Consider the following 22367-nt stretch of genomic DNA (forward strand, 5'->3'; position numbering starts at 1 on the left):
TGAAAAAAAGAGTGAAAAAAAGTAGATAGGTGCATCATTATCATGAGTCCTAAAAAAAATTTGCCTACTATTTTTTTGTGTTTTTTCACATGGCAAAGATATACATTTTTTCCCCTAACGCAACTTTGTTGCTTAATTGTGGTTTTAAAATTTTATCCGAACTGATTTTTGGTATTAAAAACTTAAATTTTTTTATAAACTTCGTCAAAAGGTATTCTAAAGCGTTTTCCATAAACACCTTCAGGTTTTCTAATACCACAAGAAACAATCATGTTGATTTCTGCACTAACTGGTAGACCTAAAACACGTTTTATACGCCAAGTATCTGAACCTTCCATAGGGCAAGTATCATACCCTTCTGAAGCCATTGATAACATAAAAGTTTGAGCAGCTAAACCACAAGTTTTATGAGCAACAATTCGCATGTCGCTGTTTTTAACTTCACGATATATTGGTTTAAATAGTCCTGTAATTAAAGTTAACAGGTATTTAAATATGCCTAAAATTCCGAAGAAATCAAAATATACAAATGGAATGAGTTTTCCATAATAGTTTCTTGCTACTTTTTCTCTACTACTTTGTTTGGATTTTGGAGTGTTTTTCCCAAAGGCTTCATCCATAAAATCTAAATTAGCTTTTGCGCGTTTCCTCCATAAATCTTTTCTAACTACAAAAACAACTAATTCTTGTGCTGTTTTTGCGGCGTTTTGATTAAAACACAATGGAGCTATTTTTGTAATAACCTCTTTAGAGGTTATATGATAAAACTCCCATAGTTGCATGTTACTGCTAGTAGGAGCTAAGCTAGCTTGTTCTATACATTTTTTTACAATAGAAGAATCAATTGTTTTGTTTTCATCATATATTCTTACAGAACGGCGATAATTAATAGCTTCTGATACTGTTTTTTGTTGTGTCATAATAGGGTTATCCAAGTTTCATTAAAGCTTTAAGTTGTTTTAATTTTCCTTTATATGGAGCATATCGAGTAGGAATATCTAACCATGTGCCTCTTGTTACTATTCCTTTTTTATGAGAGAAAGTGTCAAATGTTTGTTTTCCGTGGTAGCCTCCAATTCCACTTTCACCAACTCCACCAAAAGGTAATCTGTTATTTGCAAAATGTACAGTAGTATCATTTACAGTACCTCCTCCAAATGAATAACGTTTTATGATTTTTTTAGCAAAAGAATTACGATTAGTAAATACATATAATGCTAAAGGTTTGTCATAATTAGAAGTAATTTTTTCAATATCATTTTCATTTTCATAAGAAATAACTGGAAAAATAGGTCCAAAAATTTCACCTTTCATACACTCACTATCTAAGCTAGGTTCATCTAACAAGGTAGGTGAAATATAGTTGCTATCTTTATTGGTTTCACCACCAATTAATACCTTTTCATTGGTTAACATTTTAGCTAAACGATCAAAATTTCGAGCATTTACAATACGAGGGTAATCTAGAGATTCACTAGGATTATCACCATAAGCTTTTGATATTTCTTCTTTAAAATAACGAACAAAACTATCTTTAACTGTTTTATGAATTAATAAATAATCTGGAGCAATACACGTTTGTCCTCCGTTAATAAATTTACCCCATACAATTCGTTTAGCGGCTAATTTAATATTAGCGGTGTCATCAACAATACATGGGCTTTTACCTCCCAGTTCTAATGTTACGGGAGTTAAGTGCTCAGCAGCTGCTTTAGCAACAATTTTTCCAACAGGAACACTACCTGTAAAAAAAATATAGTCCCAACGTTGTGCTAATAATTCCTGAGCAACTGGTACACCACCTTCAACAACAGTAACATGGTTGATGTCAAAAACATTTTCAATAATTTCTTTAGTTATTTTACTTGTATTAGGTGTTAATTCTGAAGGTTTTACAATAATTGTATTTCCAGCAGCGATAGCTCCAATTAAAGGAGAAAAAGCCAATTGATATGGGTAATTCCAAGGAGCAATAATTAAAACTGTTCCATAAGGTTCTTTGTAAATCTTAGCAGAAGATGGAAAGTTTAAAATAGAAGGTAAAACCCGTTTAGGTTTACTCCAAGAATGAATATTTTTAATAGTCATCCTTAATTCAGAAATCACAATAGAAATTTCAGTCATTACTGCTTCGTATTCCGGTTTTTTAAAATCATTGTACAAAGCTTTAATAATTTCACGTTCTCTTTTTATTAATTCTTTTAATAAGCGCTTTAAGATATTTTTTCTAAATGCTACATCTTTAGTTTGTTGGCTTGTAAAGAATTTTCTTTGATGCTGAATAAGTTGAGGGATGTTCATTTTGCTTAGAGTTCTTCTAGTTTTTTATTCATTAATTTGAACCATAATGGAGGAAATAGAGCTAGTAGCATCATTCCAGGATAACCCGTAGGCATTTGTGGGCTTTCAGGTAATGATTTTAATAATTGGTAATGTTTACTTCCATTATAATGATGATCTGAATGTCGAGATAAATTAAACAACATTGTTTTCCCGATTACATGATCAGAGTTCCAGGAATGTGTTCTTTTAACACGCTCATATCTTCCTCTTTCGTTTTTCTTACGTAATAGTCCGTAATGTTCAATATAGTTTACAGTTTCAAGTAATAAAATTCCTATTATTGCTGTGATTAAAAATATAAGAAGCATTTTTAATCCTAAGAAAAAGAATAAGCTACCTAGTAAAATAATATTACAAAAAGTATAGATTAACATTCTGTTTTGATAGTGAAACCAGCTTTTTTCTGAGTTTTTTAATCGTATGCTTTCTGTTTTCCAAGCCTGATAATAACTTTGAAAATGAGAGCGAAACCAAAAGAGGTAAATTATTTCATTTTTTCTTGCAGTAGCTGCGTCTTTAGGGGTTGCCACATTAAAATGATGACCAGCATTATGATAAGGTAGAAAGTGAGTGTTTAAAGAGGTTAGTAATAAAACTTCTCCTAAAAATTCATCAAATCTATTATTTCGATGACCAAGTTCATGGCCAACATTGATACCTATAACACCACACATTAATCCCATAGCAAAAACTCTACCAGTAGTATCTGTAAATGTAAGGTTAGGATCTTGCATTATAATAAAGAACCATCCTAAAAAGAATAACTGTAAAGGAACGGTGAAGTATAAGATGCCAGTATATATCTTATTTTCTTTTTCTATATCTTCTTGATCTTGTGTGAGGTTTTTTTTATCTGGAGAAAAAAAAAGTTCCAAAAAAGGTACAAGCCCAAAAAATGTAATTAGTGGTAAAAAAGTAAATAAGCCATTTTGTGTAAAAGAAATATATACTGTTAGTGGTAAAACTAAAATAGATAAATACTTGAAGGCTTTCATTGTTGAAATTTGTCTAAATATACAAATTACATACAAGCATCCCAAATTGAATCTTTAGGTGTAGGTGCTACAACTTTAATAAAATCGTTATTTACAGGATGAATGAACTCAATTTTTCGTGCATGTAAATGAATACTTCCATCTTTATTACTTCTGTTAAATCCGTATTTTAAATCTCCTTTTATAGGGCTTCCAATGTTTGAAAGTTGCACTCTAATTTGATGGTGTCGACCAGTTTCTAAATCAATTTCTAATAAAGAGTAATTGTCTAAACGCTTAATGGTCTTATAATGAAGTATAGCTTTTTTGCTTTCCTTAATTTCTTTATCGTATGCTGAAGATTTATTGTTCTTTGGATTTTTTTTAAGGTAATTAATTAAAGTGTTACTTTCTTTTTTTGGTTGTTGTTTTACAACTGCCCAGTATGTTTTTTTTATGGTTTTATCACGTAACATTTTATTCAATCGCTCTAAAGCTTTCGAAGTGCGAGCATAAATAATTACACCAGAAGTAGGTCTATCTAACCGATGAACCGTTCCTAAAAATACATTTCCAGGTTTGTTATATTTCTTTTTAATGTATTCTTTAACAACATCGCTTAGAGGTTTGTCTCCAGTTTTATCACCTTGAGTAATGTCTCCAGAACGTTTATTAACAATTATTAAATGATTGTCTTCGTGTAAAACTTCAAGGGTTTCTTTGGTTGAATGCATTTTGTTACTTTGAGGTAGCTACCAATTATTTAAAATCCTTAGCTACATCATGGTTTACCTGTTCAATAAAACTTAAAAACTCATCACGTCCAAGCCCAGTTGAAGATGAAGTTATAAATGAATTAGGAAGTGTTTCCCATGTGTTTAAAAGCTTCTTTTTATAAGACGTAATTTGCTTGTTTAGTTTTGAACTTCCTAATTTATCTGCTTTAGTAAAAACGATACAAAAAGGAATTTGATTTTGGCCAAGGAATTGCATAAATTCTAAATCGATCTTTTGAGGATCATGGCGGCTATCAATTAAAACAAAGGTGCATACTAGTTGTTCTCTTTCTTTAAAATAATTTTCAATAAAATATTGAAAGATTGTTCTTTTCTTTTTAGAAACTTTGGCATAACCGTATCCAGGTAAATCCACTAAAAACCACTCGTCATTAATTTTAAAATGATTAATAAGTTGAGTTTTTCCAGGTTTTCCAGATATTTTAGCTAAATCTTTACGCTCCATTAACATGTTGATTAATGAAGATTTACCTACATTAGATCGGCCAATGAATGCATACTCAGGAAGTCGATCTTTTGGGGCTTTAGTAACATTAGAGTTACTCATTATAAAATCAGCTGATTTGATTTTCATGTAAATAAATAGCTTGTTATATATTACGTTTTGTTAACCACTCTTCTAAAAGACGATTAAACTCTTCAGGTGTCTCCATCATTGCTGCATGACCACATTTGTCTATCCAATATAAATCAGAATTAGGTAATAATCTATGGAAATCTTCAGCAACTTCAGGAGGGGTTACTGTATCTTGTTTTCCCCAAATTAAACATGTTGGTTGTTCCATATTTGGCAAATCATTCGCCATATTATGCCTTACAGCGCTTTTTGCAATAGCTAATGTTCTAATTAATGTATTTCTATCATTAATAACTTCATAAACTTGATCAACAAGTTCATCAGTTGCTATCTCAGGATTGTAAAAAACATCACGAGTTTTGTTTCTAACAAATTCTTTATCTCCACGTCTAGGGTAATTATTCCCCATTGAATTCTCATATAAACCAGAACTACCAGTTAAAACTAGGGCAGCAATGTCTTTCGGATAGTGTTTAATATAGTATAAAGCAATATGGCCTCCTAATGAATTACCTAATAAAACAACATCTTTTAAGTTTTTGAATTCAATAAATTCATATATAAACTTAGCTAAATTTTTAACGTTTGTTTTTAGTAGAGGAAGTGAATATAAAGGGAGTTCAGGAATTATAACCTTATATCCTTTTTTTGATAAATAGCTAAAAGTTGCGTCAAAATTACTCAATGCTCCCATGAGCCCGTGTAAAACGATGATCGGTGTTCCTTCTCCAGCTTCTGCGTATGTAAATTTGCCTTCTTTTTTTAAAAATTCAGTCATAAAAAAGTTTGATTTGACTTATCGACAAATGTAGTTTTTTTTTAGCACATTTTCATTTTTATTATTTTCATTAGAAGAGATAGTGTAAAGGTGTTTGTTATCAGTGTTTTAAGTGTTGTGGTAAAACTTATTAACAAAGTGGGGTAAAGTGGTAAAAAGTGGTAATTTTTTTATATTTTTGATGCAAACTATCAATTTATTAAGTGGTAAACCTAATTGGGACATATGAGTGTAAGATGGATGCTAAAGGAAGGTTGATGATGTCATCGGCTTTTAAGAAGCAATTATCATCAGTGTTACAAGATGGTTTTGTTGTTAAGCGTTCTGTTTTTCAGTCATGTTTGGAGTTGTATCCGATGAAAGAGTGGGGTTTGATGATGGGTAAAGTGAATAAGTTGAATCGTTTTGTTAAAAAGAATAATGATTTCATAAGGAGATTTACTGCGGGGGTAAAGATAGTGGAGGTTGACGCTTCTGGGAGGATTTTAATCCCGAAAGATTTATGTCAGTTTGCAGGTTTGAGTAAAGAGCTTGTCTTGTCTTCTGCTGTTAATATTATTGAGATTTGGGATAAAGTAGAGTACGAAAAAGTAATAGATGAAGCTGTTGTTGATTTTGCAGATTTGGCAGAAGAGGTGATGGGAAATACAGAGGTAGATGAATTATCATAGTCCAGTGTTATTGAAGGAAAGTGTGGATGCGCTTGATATAAAAGAAGATGGTGTTTATGTGGATGTTACATTTGGTGGAGGTGGTCATTCACGTGAGATTTTGAGTCGCTTGGGAGAGGATGGGAGGTTGTTTGCTTTTGATCAAGATCCAGATGCGCATGCTAATAAAATTGAAGACGACCGATTTGTGTTGATAGGTGAGAATTTTAGATTTATATCTAGGTTTTTGAGATTTTATGGAGTGAAGAAGGTTGATGGTGTTTTGGCTGATTTGGGGGTTTCTTCTCATCAGTTCGATGCTGCTGAAAGAGGTTTTTCAACAAGGTTCGATGCTGATTTGGATATGAGGATGGATCAGAAGTCAAAGCTTTCAGCTAGGAAAATTATAAATACTTACGGAGAGCAAGAGTTGTCTGATGTTTTGTTTTTGTATGGAGAGCTTAGAAATGCTAAGGTATTGGCTAAAACAATAGTTGAGGCTAGAGAGGTAGAAGAAGTGAAAACAAGTTTTCAATTAAAAGAGGTTTTACAAAGGTTTCTTCCTAAGGCGAAAGAGCATAAGATATTGGCTCAAATATTTCAAGCTATTCGTATAGAAGTAAATCAAGAACTAGAGGTGTTAAAGGAGTTTTTGCAGCAAATGCCGCAGTTGTTAAATGAGGAAGGACGATTAAGTGTAATAGCATATCATTCTTTAGAGGATAGGTTGGTTAAGCGCTTTATTAGAACTGGATTGTTTAGTGGTGAGCCTGAGAAAGATTTTTTTGGAAACATAAGTGTTCCTTTAAAAAAGGTGGGGAAGTTAATTGTGCCTACTAGAGAAGAGATAAAAGAGAATAATAGGGCTAGGAGTGCTAAGTTGAGGATAGCAACGCTAAAATAGTTTTTATGTCTAAAGTTAGAAGAAGTGTTTATGATGTTTTGAGAGGTAGTTTTCTTACTGATGAAAGTGCTTTTAAAAACTGGCGAATACTTATTTTTATAGTAGGGCTATTGCTTATCATGATTTCAAGCGCGCATAGTGCAGATGCAAAGGTGGTAAAGATAGCGGAGTTGAATAGAGAGAAAAGACGGTTAAGGGCGGAAAATGTTGATACGAGTACTATTTTAATGCGGATGAAGTTAGAAAGTAGTATTCGTAAAAAGGTGAAAGGAAAAAAACTTAAGCCGGCAAAAACTCCCCCAAAAAAAATTAAAGTAACCTTAAAAAAAGAATAAATAATAATGGTGGTAAAAAAAGGCATATTAAATAAACTCTATGTAGTTGTAATTTTAATGACGCTTTTTTTTGTGGTTATTGTTTTTAGGGTTTTTAAACTTCAGTATATAGATGGAGATAAGTATAGGAAATTATCTCAAGAAAAAACAGTTAGAAACGACACAATATTCGCAAATAGGGGGAATGTGTATGCTTCAGATGGTAATTTATTGGCAACTTCAATGTCTAAATTTACTATAAGAATGGATGTGATGACGGTGAAATCTGGTGTTTTTGAAAAAAATATTAGAGGGTTGTCAGAGTCTTTGTCTAGATTGTTGGGGAAATCAGCAGATTATTATCAAAAAAAATTAAGAAACGCAAAAAAACGTAAAAACCGTTATTTGTTAATCGCAAGAAATATAGGGTATAATGATTATGCTAAAATAAAAACTTTTCCAATTTTAAGGCTAGGTATTTATAGAGGAGGTTTTATTGCTGAGCAAGAAACTGTAAGGGTGCATCCAATAGGTAAGATTGCGGAAAGAACGATAGGGTATGATGATTACAGAGGAGGAGCAGGTATAGAAGGAGCTTTTGCAGGTTACATGGAGGGGAAAAATGGAATGAGATTGAAACAGAAAATTGCAAAAGGGCAGTGGAAACCGATTAATGATGTAAATGAGAAAGAACCCATTGATGGTCATGATATAATAACAACAATCGATGTTAATATTCAAGATATAACTCATCATGCTTTATTAAAAAGGTTAGAAGATTTTGATGCAGAGCATGGGTGTGCTGTTGTTATGGAAGTGGCAACTGGTAAAATTAAAGCGATTTCTAATCTTGGTAGAACTTCAAAAGGGAAGTATTATGAAAAAAGAAATTATGCTGTATGGGAAAGTCATGAACCAGGATCAACATTTAAGTTAGCGAGTTTAATGGCAGCTTTAGATGATAAAGTTGCAGATACTTCTACGGTAGTTGACTGTGGTAAAGGGAAAATTTTTATTAATAATAGAAAAGTTGAGGATAGTAAGTATGGGGGGTACGGAAAGATATCGTTAGCTAGAGTTTTTGAGGTTTCATCAAATGTTGGGATTGTAAAGACAATAAGAAAGCATTATGATAAAAACCCTAAAGAATTTATTGATAAAATTAAATCCTTTGGTTTAGATAAACAAACTGGAGTAAAAATAAAAGGAGAAGGAAAGCCTTATATACCCAATCCGAAGGAAAAAAGCTGGAGTCCTATTTCATTAGAGTGGATGGCTTGGGGTTATGGAGTTTCGTTGACGCCTTTGCAAACGCTAGCTTTTTATAATGCAGTAGCTAATAATGGGAAGTTAGTTAAACCTTATTTTGTGAAAGAGTTAAGGATGGGGAATAGAGTTGATAAAAGTTTCGGAACAGAAGTTTTGAAAGAGAAAATAGCTTCTCAAAAAACATTAGATAAAATTAGAAAAGTTATGGAGAATGTAGTTGAGAAAGGAACTGCTAAAAAAATATATTCTTCTAATTTTTCAATGGCAGGTAAAACAGGTACTGCAAAAAAATACATTCCAAGGCATAAAGATGGAGATGGAAAAGTGGTAGCTGGTCATTATTCAAATAAAAAATATGTGGCATCATTTGCTGGTTTTTTTCCAGCTAAAGAGCCTAAATATTCATGTATAGTTGTAGTGCATGAGCCTAAGAAAGAAAAAGGATATTACGGGGCGGATGTTGCTGCTCCTATATTTAAAGAAATAGCACAAAAAATATACACAACTACACCTATTGATAATCAGTCAGTTTCTGATACTATTTCTTTTGCGAAAATAGATAAACAGTATCAGGATTATTATGAGAAATTAGGGAAGTACAAAACAATTATGCCAAAGGTTGTTAATATGAGTGGTATGGATGCTATTTCGTTGTTGGAGAATATGGGGTTGAAAGTCAAATTCTCTGGAATGGGGAAGGTGATGGAGCAATCAATAAAAAAAGGAGTGAAAGTATCAAAAGGAGCAACTGTTTATTTAAGATTATTATAGTTGAAAAGGTTAAAAGACATATTGTATAAGGTATCTGTAAATTCTATTTTCGGAAGTACAGATGTGGGGATTAATGAAGTTATTTTTGATAGTAGAAAGGTTGGTGATAAAGATCTTTTTGTTGCTCAAAGAGGAGTGTCTGTTGATGGGCATTTGTTTATAGATAAAGCTATTTTATCTGGGGCTTCTGTTATTGTTTGTGAGAAAACTCCAGAAGCTAAAGATGAGAGAGTGACTTATGTTGAGGTAGATAATTCAAGTAGTGCTTTGGCTATTATTTCAGCTAATTTTTATGAAAATCCTTCGAAGAAATTAAAATTAATAGGGGTAACTGGTACAAATGGTAAAACAACTATTGCTACACTTTTGTGTCAGTTATTTAAGAAGGCTGAATTTAAAGTAGGTTTATTATCTACCGTAAAAGTTGTAGTTAATGCTAAAGAGTATAAAGCAACACATACCACTCCAGATTCGGTTATGATTAATAGGTATTTAGCTGAAATGGTGGAGGGAGGTGTTGAGTATTGTTTTATGGAAGTGAGTTCGCATGGAATTCATCAAAAAAGAACAGAAGGGTTAGAGTTTATTGGTGGGGTGTTTACAAATCTATCTCACGATCATTTAGACTATCATGAAACGTTTGCTGAGTATAGGGATGTTAAAAAAGAGTTTTTTGATTCATTACCTAAGACGTCATTTGCTTTGGTAAATATTGATGATAAAAACGGACAGATAATGCTACAAAACTGTAAAGCTAATAAGCAAACATATGCTTTAAAAACATTAGCTGATTTTAAAGCTAAGGTTTTAGAGAAAAGTTTTTCAGGAAGTTTGTTAACTGTAAATGGAGTAGAAGTTTGGACAAAGTTAATAGGTGTTTTCAATGCGTATAATTTGTTGGCAATATATGGTGTGGCAAATTTATTAGGCTTGGAGAAAATTGAAATATTAAGATTGTTGAGTGATTTGGAGAGTGTTAGTGGTCGTTTTCAGTACACTGTATCAGATGATAGAGTAACTGGGATTGTTGATTATGCACACACGCCAGATGCTTTAAGAAATGTTTTACAGACGGTAAATGATATAAGAACAGGGAATGAACAAGTAATAACTGTTGTTGGTTGTGGTGGAGATAGAGATAAAACTAAAAGACCAAAAATGGCTCATATAGCATCTCAATTAAGTACTCAGGTAGTATTTACTTCAGATAATCCAAGAACTGAAGATCCGCAAGTAATAATTGATGAGATGGAAGTAGGAGTGGCTGCTGAAAATTACAAAAAAACATTGTCGGTTTTAGATCGAAGGCAGGCTATAAAAACGGCATGTAAGTTGTCTAAGCCTGGTGATATAATTTTAATAGCAGGAAAAGGGCATGAAAATTATCAAGAGATAAATGGTGAAAGAAGTCATTTTGATGATTTAGAAGAAGTGATAAATTGTTTTAATCAATTAAAAAAATCATAACGAATGCTGTATTATATTTTTCAATATTTAGAAAATGAATTTAATTTAACTGGAGCAAGTGTGTTTCAGTTTATAACATTTCGTGCAGCATCTGCATTTATTTTGTCGTTATTGATATCTATGATTTTTGGAAAAAAAATCATAAACTTTTTAAGGAGACAACAAGTAGGAGAAACTGTTCGTGATTTAGGGTTAGATGGGCAAGCTCAAAAATCTGGTACTCCAACTATGGGAGGAATCATCATTATTTTGGCAACTTTAATACCAGTATTGTTGTTAGCAAAGCTTGAAAATATTTATATCATAATATTATTGATAACCACATTATGGATGGGGGTTATTGGTTTTACTGATGATTATATAAAAGTATTCAAAAAAGATAAAGGAGGATTAAAAGGTAAGTTTAAAGTTTTAGGTCAAGTAGGTTTGGGTGTAATTGTAGGAGCTATGCTTTATTTTCATCCAGATGTAACAATAAAAGAACAATTGCCTTTAGCAGAACAAACTATTCAGGAAAATGGAAAAAAGAAAGTTTTTGGAGATGCGCATAAATCTACAAAAACAACAGTTCCTTTTTTGAAAGATAATGAATTGGATTATGCAAAAGCATTAAGTTTTTTAGGAGACGGTTATAGGAAATATGGTTGGGTAGTGTTCATTTTTGTTGTAGTTTTTATTGTAACAGGAATATCTAATGGAGCTAATTTAACAGACGGCATAGATGGGTTAGCGGCAGGTACGTCGGCAATAATGGTTATTGCGTTGGCAATTTTTGCATGGGTATCTGGAAATATAATTTTTGCAGATTATTTAGATGTAATGTACATACCAAAGTCAGGAGAAATGACTGTTTTTATATTTGCTTTTGCAGGAGCTTTGATAGGTTTTTTATGGTATAATACCTTTCCAGCTCAGGTTTTTATGGGAGATACAGGTAGTTTAACTATTGGAGGTATCATAGCTGTAATTGCTATTGCTATTCGAAAAGAATTATTGTTGCCTATTTTGGCTGGGGTTTTTGTAATTGAGAATTTATCAGTGATTTTACAAGTGTCTTATTTTAAATACACAAAGAAGAAATTTGGTGAAGGTAGACGAATTTTTAAAATGTCACCTATCCATCATCATTATCAAAAAAGCGGGTTTCACGAAAGTAAGATTGTTACCAGATTTTGGATTGTAGGTATTTTATTGGCAGTATTTGCTATGGTAACCCTAAAGTTGAGATAAATGAAGCGATTGGTTGTTTTAGGAGGTGGAGAAAGCGGAGTAGGTACAGCTCTTTTAGGGAAACAAAAAGGTTTTGAGGTTTTTGTTACCGATAAAGGAATGATAGCAGAAAAATATAAAAAAGTTCTTTTAAATAATGTTATTGAATTTGAAGAAGGTAGGCATACAGAGTCTGAAGTGTTTTCTGCTGATGTGGTAATGAAAAGTCCAGGGATTCCTGATAGTGTTCCATTGGTTCAGGAATTAAAACAAAAAGGAATTTTAGTTATTTCTGAAATAGAATTTGCAAATGAGTTTACTCAGGCAACGATAGTAGGAATAACAGGAGCAAATGGTAAAACAACTACCACTTTGATTACGCATTATTTATTAAAAAATGCTGGATTGAATGTTGGTGTAGCGGGTAATATTGGTGATAGTTTTGCAAAGCAGTTAGTAGAACAGAGTTATGATGAGTATGTGTTGGAATTGAGTAGTTTTCAGTTAGATGGAATTAATAATTTTAGTCCTCACATAGCTATAATAACAAATATAACTCCTGATCACCTAGATAGATATGATAACAATTTTGATAAGTATATAGCGTCAAAATTTAGAATAACAAAAAATCAAACAGAAAAAGATTTTTTAATATATGATGCTGATGATAAGGTGATCACTGACTGGTTGGAAAATAATATAACAAAAGCAATATTAGTTCCTTTTTCATTAGAGAAAGAATTGGTTTATGGTGTTTTTGTAAGAAAAGATAAAATAATAATGAAATTAAATACAGAAGAGGTTCTAATGAATGTTTCAGATTTGAAATTACAAGGTAAGCATAATACAAAAAATGCAATGGCTTCTGCTATGGCGGCAAGATTGTTGAAAGTGAGAAAAGAAACTATTGCAGAAAGTTTATCAGACTTTGAAGGTGTTGAGCATCGTTTAGAGAATGTGCAAAAAATCAATGGTGTTCAATATATAAATGATAGTAAAGCAACCAATGTGAATGCAACATATTATGCCTTGGAGTGTATGGATAGTGCTACTGTTTGGATTGTAGGTGGTGTAGATAAGGGAAATGATTATGCAGATTTATTGCCATTGGTAAGAGAAAAAGTAAAAGGTATTGTTTGTTTAGGTTTAGATAACCAAAAGATAATTGAAACTTTTGGAAATGTGGTTGATGTTTTGGTACAGACGGCTGGAGCTGAAGAAGCTGTTAAGGTAGCGCATAAGATTGCTCAGAAAGGTGATGCTGTTTTATTATCACCAGCTTGTGCTAGTTTTGATTTATTTGATAGCTATGAAGATAGGGGATTGAAATTTAAAGAAGCGGTAAAGAATTTATAGATTAAAAAAAGAGTTAAATAGTAAATGAAATCCATTTTTCAACATATTAAAGGAGATAGAGCAATTTGGGCTATTGTTACTGTGTTGGCAATATTTTCATTTATGCCAGTGTATAGTGCTAGTACAAATTTAGTGTATGTTGTTGGTAATGGTTCAACTATAGGACATTTAATAAAGCATGTTGTTTTATTAATTACTGGTTTTGCTGTGATTTATGGAGTGCATAAAGTTCCTTATAGGTATTTTAGTGGAGGATCTGTATTGATGCTTCCAATAGTAGTGTTGTTGTTAATTTTTACAATGGCACAAGGTACTGTAATTGAAGGGGCAAATGCTAGTAGGTGGATTCATATACCTTTTGTTGGGATAGGGTTTCAAACATCTACATTGGCAGGCTTAGTGTTAATGGTATATGTGGCAAGATATTTAGCAAGAAATAAAGAAAAACAAATACAGTTTAAAGATAGTTTGTTGCAATTATGGTTGCCAGTTGGACTGGTATTGATATTAGTATTACCAGCAAATTTTTCAACTACAGCCATCTTTTTCACTATGATTTTATTGTTGGTATTCATAGGTGGATACCCTTTAAGGTATATAGGTTATATATTAGGTATTGGCTTGTTCTCATTGTTGTTTTTTATACTAGTAGCAAAAGCGTTTCCAGACGCTATGCCTAACCGTGTTAATACTTGGCAAAGTAGGTTAGAGAGTTTTTCTAAGTCAGAAGGAGCTGAGAGTTACCAAGTTGAGAAAGCTAAAATAGCAATAGCAACTGGAGGGCCAATAGGAAAAGGTCCTGGGAAGAGTGTGCAGAAAAATTTTCTACCGCAATCATCATCAGATTTTATTTATGCAATAATTGTTGAAGAATATGGATTGTTGGGTGCGCTTTTAGTAGTTTTTATTTATTTCTTATTGTTGTTTAGAATATTGATAACAGCAAAAAAGGCGACAACAATTTTTGCAACATTAATGGTGGTAGGAGTAGGTATTCCCATTGTTTTTCAAGCTATGATTAATATGGCTGTAGCTGTAAATATTTTACCAGTTACAGGTCAAACATTACCTTTAATAAGTAGTGGAGGTACCTCAATATGGATGACTTGCTTTGCTTTAGGAATGATATTGAGTGTAAGTGCTTCAAAGAATGAAACTGAGGAAACGATTTTAGATGATAACCCTTTAGATATTTTACATGAAACAATCGATTAAGGTTATAATAAGTGGAGGAGGAACAGGAGGCCATATTTATCCTGCTATTGCTATTGCAAATGAAATTAAGCTAAGGTACCCTAATGCTAGTATTTTATTTGTGGGAGCTAAAGATAAAATGGAGATGGAAAAAGTACCTCAAGCCGGTTATGATATAAAAGGGTTGTGGATTTCTGGAATCCAACGTAAGTTAACATTAAAAAATTTAATGTTTCCTTTTAAGTTATTAAGTAGTTTATGGAGGGCAAATAGTATTATAAGGAAATTTAAACCTGATGTGGCAATAGGTACGGGAGGATTTGCAAGTGGACCTACTTTAATAGTTGCTGCTAATAAAGGAATTCCTACGTTAATCCAAGAACAAAATTCATACCCTGGAATAACAAATAAATTGTTAAGTAAAAAAGCAGAAAAAATTTGTGTAGCATATGATAATTTAGAACGCTTTTTTCCTTCTGATAAAATTATAAAAACAGGGAATCCTGTTAGGCAAGATTTGTTGTTTATTCATTCTAAAACTGAAGAGGGTAAGAAGTTTTTTAAAATAATAGCAAATAAGAAAACAGTATTGGTTTTAGGAGGTAGTTTGGGTGCAAGAAGAGTAAATCAATTGATAGAGTCTCAGTTAGGCTTTTTCAAAGAGAATAATATGCAGGTTATATGGCAATGTGGTAAGTTGTATTATGATGAGTATAAAAAGTATAATCTAAATGAAAATGTTCAAGTACATCAGTTTTTGAATAGAATGGACTTGGCATATGCTGCTTCTGATTTTATTGTTTCTCGAGCAGGTGCAAGTTCGGTTTCTGAATTATGTATTGTAGGGAAGCCTACGGTTTTTATCCCGTCTCCCAATGTGGCAGAAGATCATCAAACTAAAAATGCTAAAGCTATTGTGGATAAACATGGAGCAATTTTGGTGAAAGAAAGTGAATTAGATACATTTCCAATTGTACTGGAAACGTTATTGAAAGATAAAGGAAAGCAAGAAAGTTTAAGTGAAAATATTAAAACTTTAGCATTACCTAATGCAACAAATGATATTGTAAACGAAATAGAAAAAATAATCCATTTTAAGGAGTAGATGAATTTAAATAAGATACATAATGTTTATTTTATAGGAGTTGGAGGTATTGGAATGAGTGCTATTGCTCGTTATTTTTCTGTGAATGGAAAAATAGTAGCAGGTTATGATAAGGTAGAGACACCAATTACTAATTCATTAAAAAGTGTAGGTATAGAAATTCATTTTGATGATGCTGTTAAAAATATTCCGTTGTCGTTTTTAGATAAGGAATCAACAGTGGTGGTTTATACACCTGCTGTGTCTGATGAACATCAGGAACTCACGTATTTCAAAGCTAATAATTATACTGTTTTAAAGCGGGCTGAAATATTAGGAGAGATTACAAAAAAATCTTTTTGCTTAGGTGTTGCAGGAACCCATGGAAAAACAACAACTTCTTCGATTTTGGGTCATATAATGGCACCAGTAAAGGCTACATCTTTCTTAGGAGGAATAGCTGAGAACTATAATTCGAATTTGATTTTAGGTGGAGAAGAGGTTTCAGTTGTAGAAGCAGATGAATTTGATAGATCGTTTTTAAAGCTATCTCCAAATATAGCTTGTATTACTTCTATGGATGCTGATCATTTAGATATTTATGGAGAGGCTGATGCTTTAGAACAATCATTTAGAGAGTTTGCTAATAAAGTTACAGATACACTAATTATAGCAAAAGGATTACCTATTGAGGGATTAACATATGCTATAAATGATGAAGCTGACTACATGGCTTTCGATATTGAAATAAATGATGGAGCTTATGTGTTTAGTGTAAAAACACCAACTAAATTAATAAAAAATATAGAGTTTTATTTGCCAGGGAGGCATAACTTAATGAATGCTTTAGCAGCATTTGCTATGGCGGATGTATATGGTGTTTCTTTAGAGGTGATAAAAGAGCAATTAAAAACATTTAAAGGTGTTCAGAGAAGGTTTTCATATAAGATAAAAACGAACAGCGTTGTGTTGATTGATGATTACGCACATCACCCTACAGAAATAAATGCAATAGAAAATTCTGTGAGAGAAATGTATCCTAATGAAAAAGTATTAGCGGTTTTTCAACCACATTTATTTAGTAGAACACAAGATTTTTCAGATGATTTTTCTAGGGCTCTTTCTAAGTTTGATGAAGTTTTAATGTTAGATATATATCCTGCTAGAGAGTTGCCAATAAAAGGAGTTACTTCATCATGGTTATTAGATAAAATGTCTCTTGAGAATAAAAAGCTAACAACAAAACAAAAAATAGTTCAAGACGTTTTAAAATCTGAAGCTAAAATCATAGTAATGATTGGCGCAGGAGATATAGGTTTGTTAGTAAATGACGTGAAAGTTAAATTAGAAGAAAAGTATAAGGTTTAAAAGTGAAAAAAATAGTACCATACATATCATTAGTGGTTTTAGTAGTGGCTTTACTCTTTTTGTACGGGTTTACGTCTACTAGAAATAATGCGAAAAAAGTAAAAAATACTATTGTTGAATTTGAAGCAGGAGATAATAACTTCTTGACGCACAAAGCGGTTGATAAATTGTTAATACAAAGTCGAGAATTTGTTAAAAACCAACCAAAAAGAATAGTAGATTTACACTTTCTAGAAACTAATGTTTCAGCGAACCCATATGTAGAAAAAGCAACTGTTTTTTTAACTATAGATGGTATGTTGAAAACTATCATAAAACAACGAAAACCAATAGTTCGAGTTGTTGATAAAAGTGAGTCCTATTATGTTGATAAGTATGGTGTTAAGATGCCTTTATCAGCAAATTTTTCGGCTCGTGTACCTTTAGCTTCTGGTGTGAAAAGTACTGAAGAAATAAAAGAATTGATTCAGTTAATAACGACAATTTCAAAAGATGACTTTTTTACAAAAGAGATCATTGCAATTGAAAAAAATGCTCAAAACGAATATGTTTTTACAGTTCGTACAGGAAGCTATAAAATAATTTTTGGAAAGCTTAAAAACGTAAAAGTTAAGTTTAAAAAACTTAAAGCATTTTATAATAAAGCGTTAATAGATGGTACTATAAAAAAGTATAAAAAAATAAATGTAAAATATCACAATCAAGTTGTGTGCACAAAACAAAATCAAGATGGAAAACAATAAAATAGCAGTTGGGTTAGATATTGGTACTACCAAAATTGTTGCCATGATTGGTCGTAAAAACGAATATGGAAAACTTGAAGTTTTAGGTATTGGTAAAGCGAAAAGTTTAGGTGTTAAACGAGGTGTGGTAAATAATATAACACAAACAATACAATCTATTCAACAAGCTGTTGATGAAGCACAAAGTGTTTCGGGGCAACAAATAGAAGAGGTTGTAGTTGGAATAGCTGGTCAACATATAAGAAGTTTACATCATAGTGACTATATAACAAGAGAAAAGTCAGATGAAGTAATAGATGAGTTAGATATTGAGAATTTAGTAGAGCAAGTACATAAGTTGGTAATGTTACCAGGTGAAGAAATTATTCATGTATTGCCTCAAGAATATAAAGTAGATAGTCAGTCAGACATCAAAGAGCCTATAGGAATGTATGGAGGAAGGCTAGAAGCCAACTTTCATGTAGTGGTTGGTCAAGTATCTTCTATAAGAAACATAGGGCGATGTGTGAAAAGTGCTGGATTAAGTCTTTCAGACATTACTCTTGAACCATTAGCATCAGCCTCAGCTGTTTTGAGTCAGGAAGAAAAAGAAGCAGGAGTTGCTCTAATTGATATAGGTGGAGGAACAACTGATTTAGCTATTTTTAAAGATGGTATAATTAGGCACACTGCTGTAGTACCTTTCGGTGGAAATGTAATTACTGAAGATATTAAAGAAGGTTGCTCAATTATAGAAAAGCAAGCAGAGTTATTAAAAACTAAATTTGGTTCAGCATGGCCAGGAGAAAATAAAGAAACAGAAATTGTTTCTATTCCAGGTTTAAGAGGAAGAGAGCCTAAAGAAATTACATTAAAGAATTTATCAAAGATAATTCATGCTCGTGTTCAAGAAATTATAGAGCATGTATATTTAGAGATAAAAAATTATGGGCATGAAACTCAAAAAGGAAAACTAATAGCAGGTATTGTTCTTACTGGAGGAGGATCACAGTTAAAGCATTTACGTCAATTAGTTGAGTACATTACAGGAATGGATGTACGAATAGGGTATCCTAATGAACATTTAGCAGGAGATTCTGATGATGTTTTATCTAGCCCTGCTTATGCAACTGCTGTAGGTTTATTAATGGAAGGTTTAGAAAAACAAAGAAAAGAGGAAGAAGAAAATGTTGAGGAAGAAATCATTGAAGAACCAGTTTTTGAAAGAGAGGTAATAAAAGACGAAATAGAAGAGCCGGAAAAACCTGTTGAAGAGAATAAAAGTAAGACACATAAATCTAAATCTTTTTTTGAAAAGTTTACAGAACGATTCAAAGAGTTTTTAGATAATGCAGAATAATTAATTATATAAGAATTACTCCTATTTATTCCCCTAAAGAGGAGTTTAGTAAACAAAAATTTAATAAAAGAAAAGTTATTATGAGCGCAGAATTTGATAACATTTCATTCGACATGCCTAAAACACAATCGAATGCCATTAAAGTAATTGGTGTTGGTGGGGGAGGAAGTAACGCAGTAAATCACATGTATAGCAAACAAATTCACGGAGTAGATTTCGTAATTTGTAATACAGATTCTCAAGCGTTAGAAAACAGCCCAATACCTAATAAAATTCAGTTAGGAGCACACTTAACATCAGGTTTAGGAGCTGGAGCCAACCCTGAGGTTGGAGCGCAAGCAGCTGCAGAAAGTATTCAAGAAATTCAACAAATGTTGAGTACTCATACTAAAATGGTGTTTATCACTGCTGGTATGGGAGGTGGTACTGGTACTGGAGCGGCTCCAATTATTGCTAAAATTGCAAAAGATATGGATATATTAACGGTAGGAATCGTTACTATGCCATTTCAATTTGAAGGAAGAATGCGCTCAAAACAGGCTCAAACAGGTATTGATGAGTTACGTAAAAATGTAGATTCTTTAATTGTTATAAACAATAATAAATTACGTGAAGTTTATGGGAATTTAGGTTTTAAGGCTGGATTCTCTAAAGCTGATGAAGTATTGGCAACTGCAGCTAAAGGTATAGCAGAGGTAATTACACATCACTATAAACAAAATATTGATTTACATGATGCAAAAACTGTGTTATCTAACAGTGGTACTGCAATTATGGGGTCAGCAAAAGAAACAGGTGCTAATAGAGCTAAAAATGCTATTGTAAAAGCATTAGATTCTCCTTTATTGAATGATAATAAAATTACTGGAGCTAAAAATGTATTGCTATTAATAGTTTCTGGAGCGAATGAGGTTACCTTAGATGAAATAGGAGAAATTAACGATCATATTCAAGAAGAAGCTGGATTTGATGCTAACATTATCATGGGAATAGGAGAAGATGAGTCATTGGAAGATGGACTATCTTTAACTATTGTTGCAACCGGTTTTGCTGCTGATCAACAAGGTAATATAACTAATACTGAAGTTAAAAAAATTGTTCACACCTTAGAAGATGAACAAAAAGCAACGTATACTTTTGACGAGCAAAAAATAGAAAAAGCTGCAACAATCAATCAACCATTAACTCCTAAGACTGAACAAAAAATAGTTCATGTTTTAGAAGAAGAAAAAGAAGTAATAAAACCAAAGATAGATTTAATAGCTACTACTGATGTTATTAAAAATATAGAGGTTGTATACGATGAGATTGCTATAGAGAATATTTCTGAAGAAGATTTTATCATTACAAATATTTCAGAAGTAAAAGAAGAGATTAAAGAAGAAAAACAACAGTATATTCAACAAGATTTATTGTTTGATTTACCATTAAACTCTTATGAAGAAATAAAACCAAACCCAGCACTTGTAGAAACAACTGAAGATATTAAAAGTATTGAGGTGAAAGCTGAAGAAGTAAAACCTTTAGTAAAAGAAACTCAAAAGCGTTATGTTTTAGATGATTTTAATGTTGAACCAACTATAGGAAAAAGTTCTACGCCAACAATTAAAAATGAAGTTGAAGAAGCTTTACGTTTTGAAGTGAAAACTAAAACTGAAGAGAAAGTTACAACTGATACTTCAAATGAAGAGGTAACACCTTTAAGTTTAACGATTTCTGAGCTACAAAGAAAAGCTCAAGAAAGACGTGAAAAAATGAAAGGATTTAATTATAAGTTTGCTGATCAAGTTAGTAAAAATATAGATGAAATTGAACGTCAACCAGCTTACAAAAGGTTAGGAGTAGATATTGAAACTAATAAAGATATTAGTAAATCTGATACAGCATTGAATACCGATAATAATGATTTGTTACAATCTAATAACTCATTCTTACATGATAATGTAGATTAATAATACAATTTTAAATATTTTTAAATTCCTGAGTAATCAGGAATTTTTTACTTAAAAAACTAAAAAAATGGGTGTACAGCAAGAGGTAATGAATAAAATGAAAGAAGCTATGAAATCGAAAGATACAGTAGCTTTAACTGCATTAAGAGCATTAAAGTCAGCTTTTATGCTTGCAAATACAGAAGGAGGTGCAAATGAATTATCTTCAGAAGAAGAAATGAAAATAATTCAAAAACAAGTTAAACAACGTAAAGACAGCGCGAAAGTTTTTACTGATCAAGATAGATTAGATTTGGCAGAACCTGAATTAGCAGAAGCTAAAGTGTTAGAACAATTTTTACCAGAAGCTTTAAGTGAAGATGAAATTGAAAAAGTAGTAGTAGCTACTATAAGTCAAGTTGGAGCTGAAGGAATGAAAGATATGGGTAAAGTAATGGGGATTGTATCACAAAAGTTAGCGGGACAAGCAGATGGTAAAATTATATCAGGAATTGTAAAAGCAAAACTTTCATAATTTTTTGACCTTGTAGTTCAATTGGATAGAACATCAGATTTCGGCTCTGACGATGAGGGTTCGAGTCCTTCCTGGGTCACAAATAAAAAGCAACAGAAATTATTCTGTTGCTTTTCTTGTTTAAGGGGAAATATAATATTAGGGATTTAAAGACGGCGAAATTATATAACTACTAAATAGTTGTTTGTAACATTTGTTACATAAGTACGTACTAGAATAGTTAATTTCTTGTTAAAGAAAATACTTTTTTATTGTGGTTTTATGAGTAGTTGGTTTATATCATCATGAAAATATATCATTGAACTTTCTATATGACCTATATAGTTGAATTTAGTTAGTTCATCTAAAATTAATGAACGTAACTCATTTGAGTTACATACTGCAACATGAAGCATAAAATCAGTTTTGCCTGCCATGTGGTATAACTTAATTACTCCATTAATTTTTCTAACATTTTTTATAAATGAATTAATAACTTCTCGCTCGTGTTTGTTAAGTTGTATAGAAATCATTACTTCAATATTAAACTCTAACTTATTTAAGTTAAGGTTAGCGTTAAAAGATTTAAAAAAACCATCTCTAGTTAATCTTTTTAAGCGTTCATGGCATGTAGAAGCTGCTATTTCTAATTCAGCTGCTATTTCTTTATTTGATAACCGAGCATTTTTCTGTAATAAGCTCAAAATTTGAATATCTTTTTGATCTAACTTCATTTTAAATATTTATATAGAATAAATTTCATATTTATGTTTTTTTTAATGTAT

The 22367-nt window shown here is 31.8% G+C and carries 21 protein-coding genes and 1 tRNA gene; 15 read left to right on the forward strand and 7 right to left on the reverse strand.

The window, feature by feature from the left end; genetic code table 11:
• Positions 1–182: 182 nt before the first annotated feature.
• From ACKTTQ_RS00085 to ACKTTQ_RS00110, 6 genes are read right to left on the reverse strand one after another with little or no spacing between them, the layout of a single operon-like run.
• On the reverse strand, positions 183–920 hold the full coding sequence (locus tag ACKTTQ_RS00085) for a nitroreductase family protein (protein ID WP_093868712.1): 738 nt from the start codon (positions 918–920) through the stop codon (positions 183–185).
• Positions 921–927: 7 nt separating this feature from the next.
• A complete protein-coding gene (locus tag ACKTTQ_RS00090) occupies positions 928–2301 on the reverse strand; it encodes an aldehyde dehydrogenase (protein ID WP_408048105.1) in 1374 nt (457 codons plus the stop codon).
• A 5-nt stretch (positions 2302–2306) separates the two neighbouring features.
• Positions 2307–3338: an alkane 1-monooxygenase gene (locus tag ACKTTQ_RS00095; protein WP_408048106.1), complete on the reverse strand. Its 1032-nt coding sequence runs from the start codon at positions 3336–3338 to the stop codon at positions 2307–2309.
• A 26-nt stretch (positions 3339–3364) separates the two neighbouring features.
• Positions 3365–4051 carry an RluA family pseudouridine synthase gene (locus ACKTTQ_RS00100; RefSeq protein WP_093868632.1) on the reverse strand — a complete coding sequence of 229 codons (687 nt, stop codon included), beginning with the start codon at positions 4049–4051 and terminating at the stop codon, positions 3365–3367.
• A gap of 25 nt (positions 4052–4076) precedes the next feature.
• On the reverse strand, positions 4077–4688 hold the full coding sequence (yihA, locus tag ACKTTQ_RS00105; protein WP_093868633.1) for a ribosome biogenesis GTP-binding protein YihA/YsxC: 612 nt from the start codon (positions 4686–4688) through the stop codon (positions 4077–4079).
• A 16-nt stretch (positions 4689–4704) separates the two neighbouring features.
• Complete coding sequence (locus ACKTTQ_RS00110; RefSeq protein ID WP_093868634.1) at positions 4705–5469, reverse strand: alpha/beta fold hydrolase; 765 nt, start codon at positions 5467–5469, stop codon at positions 4705–4707.
• A gap of 203 nt (positions 5470–5672) precedes the next feature.
• Here ACKTTQ_RS00110 and mraZ point away from each other — a divergent pair, with 203 nt between their 5' ends.
• The 15 genes from mraZ (at position 5673) to ACKTTQ_RS00185 (ending at position 21682) form a co-directional block, all read left to right on the forward strand.
• Positions 5673–6140: a division/cell wall cluster transcriptional repressor MraZ gene (gene mraZ / locus ACKTTQ_RS00115; protein WP_408048107.1), complete on the forward strand. Its 468-nt coding sequence runs from the start codon at positions 5673–5675 to the stop codon at positions 6138–6140.
• On the forward strand, positions 6127–7023 hold the full coding sequence (gene rsmH / locus ACKTTQ_RS00120; protein WP_408048108.1) for a 16S rRNA (cytosine(1402)-N(4))-methyltransferase RsmH: 897 nt from the start codon (positions 6127–6129) through the stop codon (positions 7021–7023). Before mraZ ends, rsmH begins: the two co-directional genes overlap by 14 nt.
• A gap of 5 nt (positions 7024–7028) precedes the next feature.
• Positions 7029–7358, forward strand: coding sequence for an FtsL-like putative cell division protein (locus ACKTTQ_RS00125; protein WP_093868637.1), 330 nt, complete (start codon positions 7029–7031; stop codon positions 7356–7358).
• A gap of 6 nt (positions 7359–7364) precedes the next feature.
• Entirely contained in the window at positions 7365–9377 is a 2013-nt protein-coding gene (locus tag ACKTTQ_RS00130; protein ID WP_408048109.1) for a penicillin-binding protein, read from the forward strand.
• The gene (locus tag ACKTTQ_RS00135) at positions 9378–10844 is read left to right on the forward strand and encodes a UDP-N-acetylmuramoyl-L-alanyl-D-glutamate--2,6-diaminopimelate ligase (RefSeq protein WP_408048110.1); all 1467 of its coding nucleotides are present in this window, start codon (positions 9378–9380) and stop codon (positions 10842–10844) included.
• Between the two features lie 3 nt (positions 10845–10847).
• Entirely contained in the window at positions 10848–12074 is a 1227-nt protein-coding gene (mraY, locus tag ACKTTQ_RS00140; protein ID WP_093868639.1) for a phospho-N-acetylmuramoyl-pentapeptide-transferase, read from the forward strand.
• A complete protein-coding gene (murD, locus tag ACKTTQ_RS00145) occupies positions 12075–13409 on the forward strand; it encodes a UDP-N-acetylmuramoyl-L-alanine--D-glutamate ligase (RefSeq protein WP_408048111.1) in 1335 nt (444 codons plus the stop codon).
• Positions 13410–13433: 24 nt separating this feature from the next.
• Positions 13434–14624: an FtsW/RodA/SpoVE family cell cycle protein gene (locus ACKTTQ_RS00150; RefSeq protein WP_093868641.1), complete on the forward strand. Its 1191-nt coding sequence runs from the start codon at positions 13434–13436 to the stop codon at positions 14622–14624.
• A complete protein-coding gene (gene murG, locus ACKTTQ_RS00155) occupies positions 14608–15708 on the forward strand; it encodes an undecaprenyldiphospho-muramoylpentapeptide beta-N-acetylglucosaminyltransferase (RefSeq protein ID WP_093868642.1) in 1101 nt (366 codons plus the stop codon). The genes ACKTTQ_RS00150 and murG overlap by 17 nt, the downstream gene beginning before the upstream one ends.
• The gene (murC, locus tag ACKTTQ_RS00160; protein ID WP_408048112.1) at positions 15709–17055 is read left to right on the forward strand and encodes a UDP-N-acetylmuramate--L-alanine ligase; all 1347 of its coding nucleotides are present in this window, start codon (positions 15709–15711) and stop codon (positions 17053–17055) included. It begins immediately after the preceding gene.
• A gap of 2 nt (positions 17056–17057) precedes the next feature.
• Positions 17058–17798, forward strand: a complete 741-nt coding sequence (locus tag ACKTTQ_RS00165) for a cell division protein FtsQ/DivIB (RefSeq protein ID WP_093868644.1) — start codon at positions 17058–17060, stop codon at positions 17796–17798.
• The gene (gene ftsA, locus ACKTTQ_RS00170; protein WP_408048113.1) at positions 17785–19137 is read left to right on the forward strand and encodes a cell division protein FtsA; all 1353 of its coding nucleotides are present in this window, start codon (positions 17785–17787) and stop codon (positions 19135–19137) included. Before ACKTTQ_RS00165 ends, ftsA begins: the two co-directional genes overlap by 14 nt.
• A gap of 80 nt (positions 19138–19217) precedes the next feature.
• Positions 19218–21089, forward strand: coding sequence for a cell division protein FtsZ (gene ftsZ, locus ACKTTQ_RS00175; protein WP_093868646.1), 1872 nt, complete (start codon positions 19218–19220; stop codon positions 21087–21089).
• Between the two features lie 67 nt (positions 21090–21156).
• Positions 21157–21603 (forward strand): GatB/YqeY domain-containing protein, encoded by a 447-nt coding sequence (locus ACKTTQ_RS00180; RefSeq protein ID WP_093868647.1) that lies wholly within the window; start codon positions 21157–21159, stop codon positions 21601–21603.
• Positions 21604–21609: 6 nt separating this feature from the next.
• Positions 21610–21682: transfer RNA gene (locus ACKTTQ_RS00185), tRNA-Arg, on the forward strand.
• A gap of 169 nt (positions 21683–21851) precedes the next feature.
• Here the strand turns inward: ACKTTQ_RS00185 and ACKTTQ_RS00190 are convergent.
• Complete coding sequence (locus ACKTTQ_RS00190; RefSeq protein ID WP_113786951.1) at positions 21852–22316, reverse strand: Lrp/AsnC family transcriptional regulator; 465 nt, start codon at positions 22314–22316, stop codon at positions 21852–21854.
• Positions 22317–22367 lie beyond the last annotated feature (51 nt).

This window comes from Tenacibaculum halocynthiae (genome assembly GCF_964512825.1).
Taxonomy (GTDB): Bacteria; Bacteroidota; Bacteroidia; order Flavobacteriales; family Flavobacteriaceae; genus Polaribacter; species Polaribacter halocynthiae.

What these genes read in the sequence shown, in the direction of transcription:
- ACKTTQ_RS00085 (WP_093868712.1), bottom strand. Translation starts at nt 920, where the DNA reads ATGACACAACAAAAAACAGTATCAGAAGCTATTAATTATCGCCGTTCT.
- ACKTTQ_RS00090 (WP_408048105.1), bottom strand. Translation starts at nt 2,301, where the DNA reads ATGAACATCCCTCAACTTATTCAGCATCAAAGAAAATTCTTTACAAGC.
- ACKTTQ_RS00095 (WP_408048106.1), bottom strand. Translation starts at nt 3,338, where the DNA reads ATGAAAGCCTTCAAGTATTTATCTATTTTAGTTTTACCACTAACAGTA.
- ACKTTQ_RS00100 (WP_093868632.1), bottom strand. Translation starts at nt 4,051, where the DNA reads ATGCATTCAACCAAAGAAACCCTTGAAGTTTTACACGAAGACAATCAT.
- yihA (WP_093868633.1), bottom strand. Translation starts at nt 4,688, where the DNA reads ATGAAAATCAAATCAGCTGATTTTATAATGAGTAACTCTAATGTTACT.
- ACKTTQ_RS00110 (WP_093868634.1), bottom strand. Translation starts at nt 5,469, where the DNA reads ATGACTGAATTTTTAAAAAAAGAAGGCAAATTTACATACGCAGAAGCT.
- rsmH (WP_408048108.1), top strand. Translation starts at nt 6,127, where the DNA reads ATGAATTATCATAGTCCAGTGTTATTGAAGGAAAGTGTGGATGCGCTT.
- ACKTTQ_RS00125 (WP_093868637.1), top strand. Translation starts at nt 7,029, where the DNA reads ATGTCTAAAGTTAGAAGAAGTGTTTATGATGTTTTGAGAGGTAGTTTT.
- ACKTTQ_RS00130 (WP_408048109.1), top strand. Translation starts at nt 7,365, where the DNA reads ATGGTGGTAAAAAAAGGCATATTAAATAAACTCTATGTAGTTGTAATT.
- mraY (WP_093868639.1), top strand. Translation starts at nt 10,848, where the DNA reads ATGCTGTATTATATTTTTCAATATTTAGAAAATGAATTTAATTTAACT.
- murD (WP_408048111.1), top strand. Translation starts at nt 12,075, where the DNA reads ATGAAGCGATTGGTTGTTTTAGGAGGTGGAGAAAGCGGAGTAGGTACA.
- ACKTTQ_RS00150 (WP_093868641.1), top strand. Translation starts at nt 13,434, where the DNA reads ATGAAATCCATTTTTCAACATATTAAAGGAGATAGAGCAATTTGGGCT.
- murG (WP_093868642.1), top strand. Translation starts at nt 14,608, where the DNA reads ATGAAACAATCGATTAAGGTTATAATAAGTGGAGGAGGAACAGGAGGC.
- murC (WP_408048112.1), top strand. Translation starts at nt 15,709, where the DNA reads ATGAATTTAAATAAGATACATAATGTTTATTTTATAGGAGTTGGAGGT.
- ftsA (WP_408048113.1), top strand. Translation starts at nt 17,785, where the DNA reads ATGGAAAACAATAAAATAGCAGTTGGGTTAGATATTGGTACTACCAAA.
- ftsZ (WP_093868646.1), top strand. Translation starts at nt 19,218, where the DNA reads ATGAGCGCAGAATTTGATAACATTTCATTCGACATGCCTAAAACACAA.
- ACKTTQ_RS00180 (WP_093868647.1), top strand. Translation starts at nt 21,157, where the DNA reads ATGGGTGTACAGCAAGAGGTAATGAATAAAATGAAAGAAGCTATGAAA.
- ACKTTQ_RS00190 (WP_113786951.1), bottom strand. Translation starts at nt 22,316, where the DNA reads ATGAAGTTAGATCAAAAAGATATTCAAATTTTGAGCTTATTACAGAAA.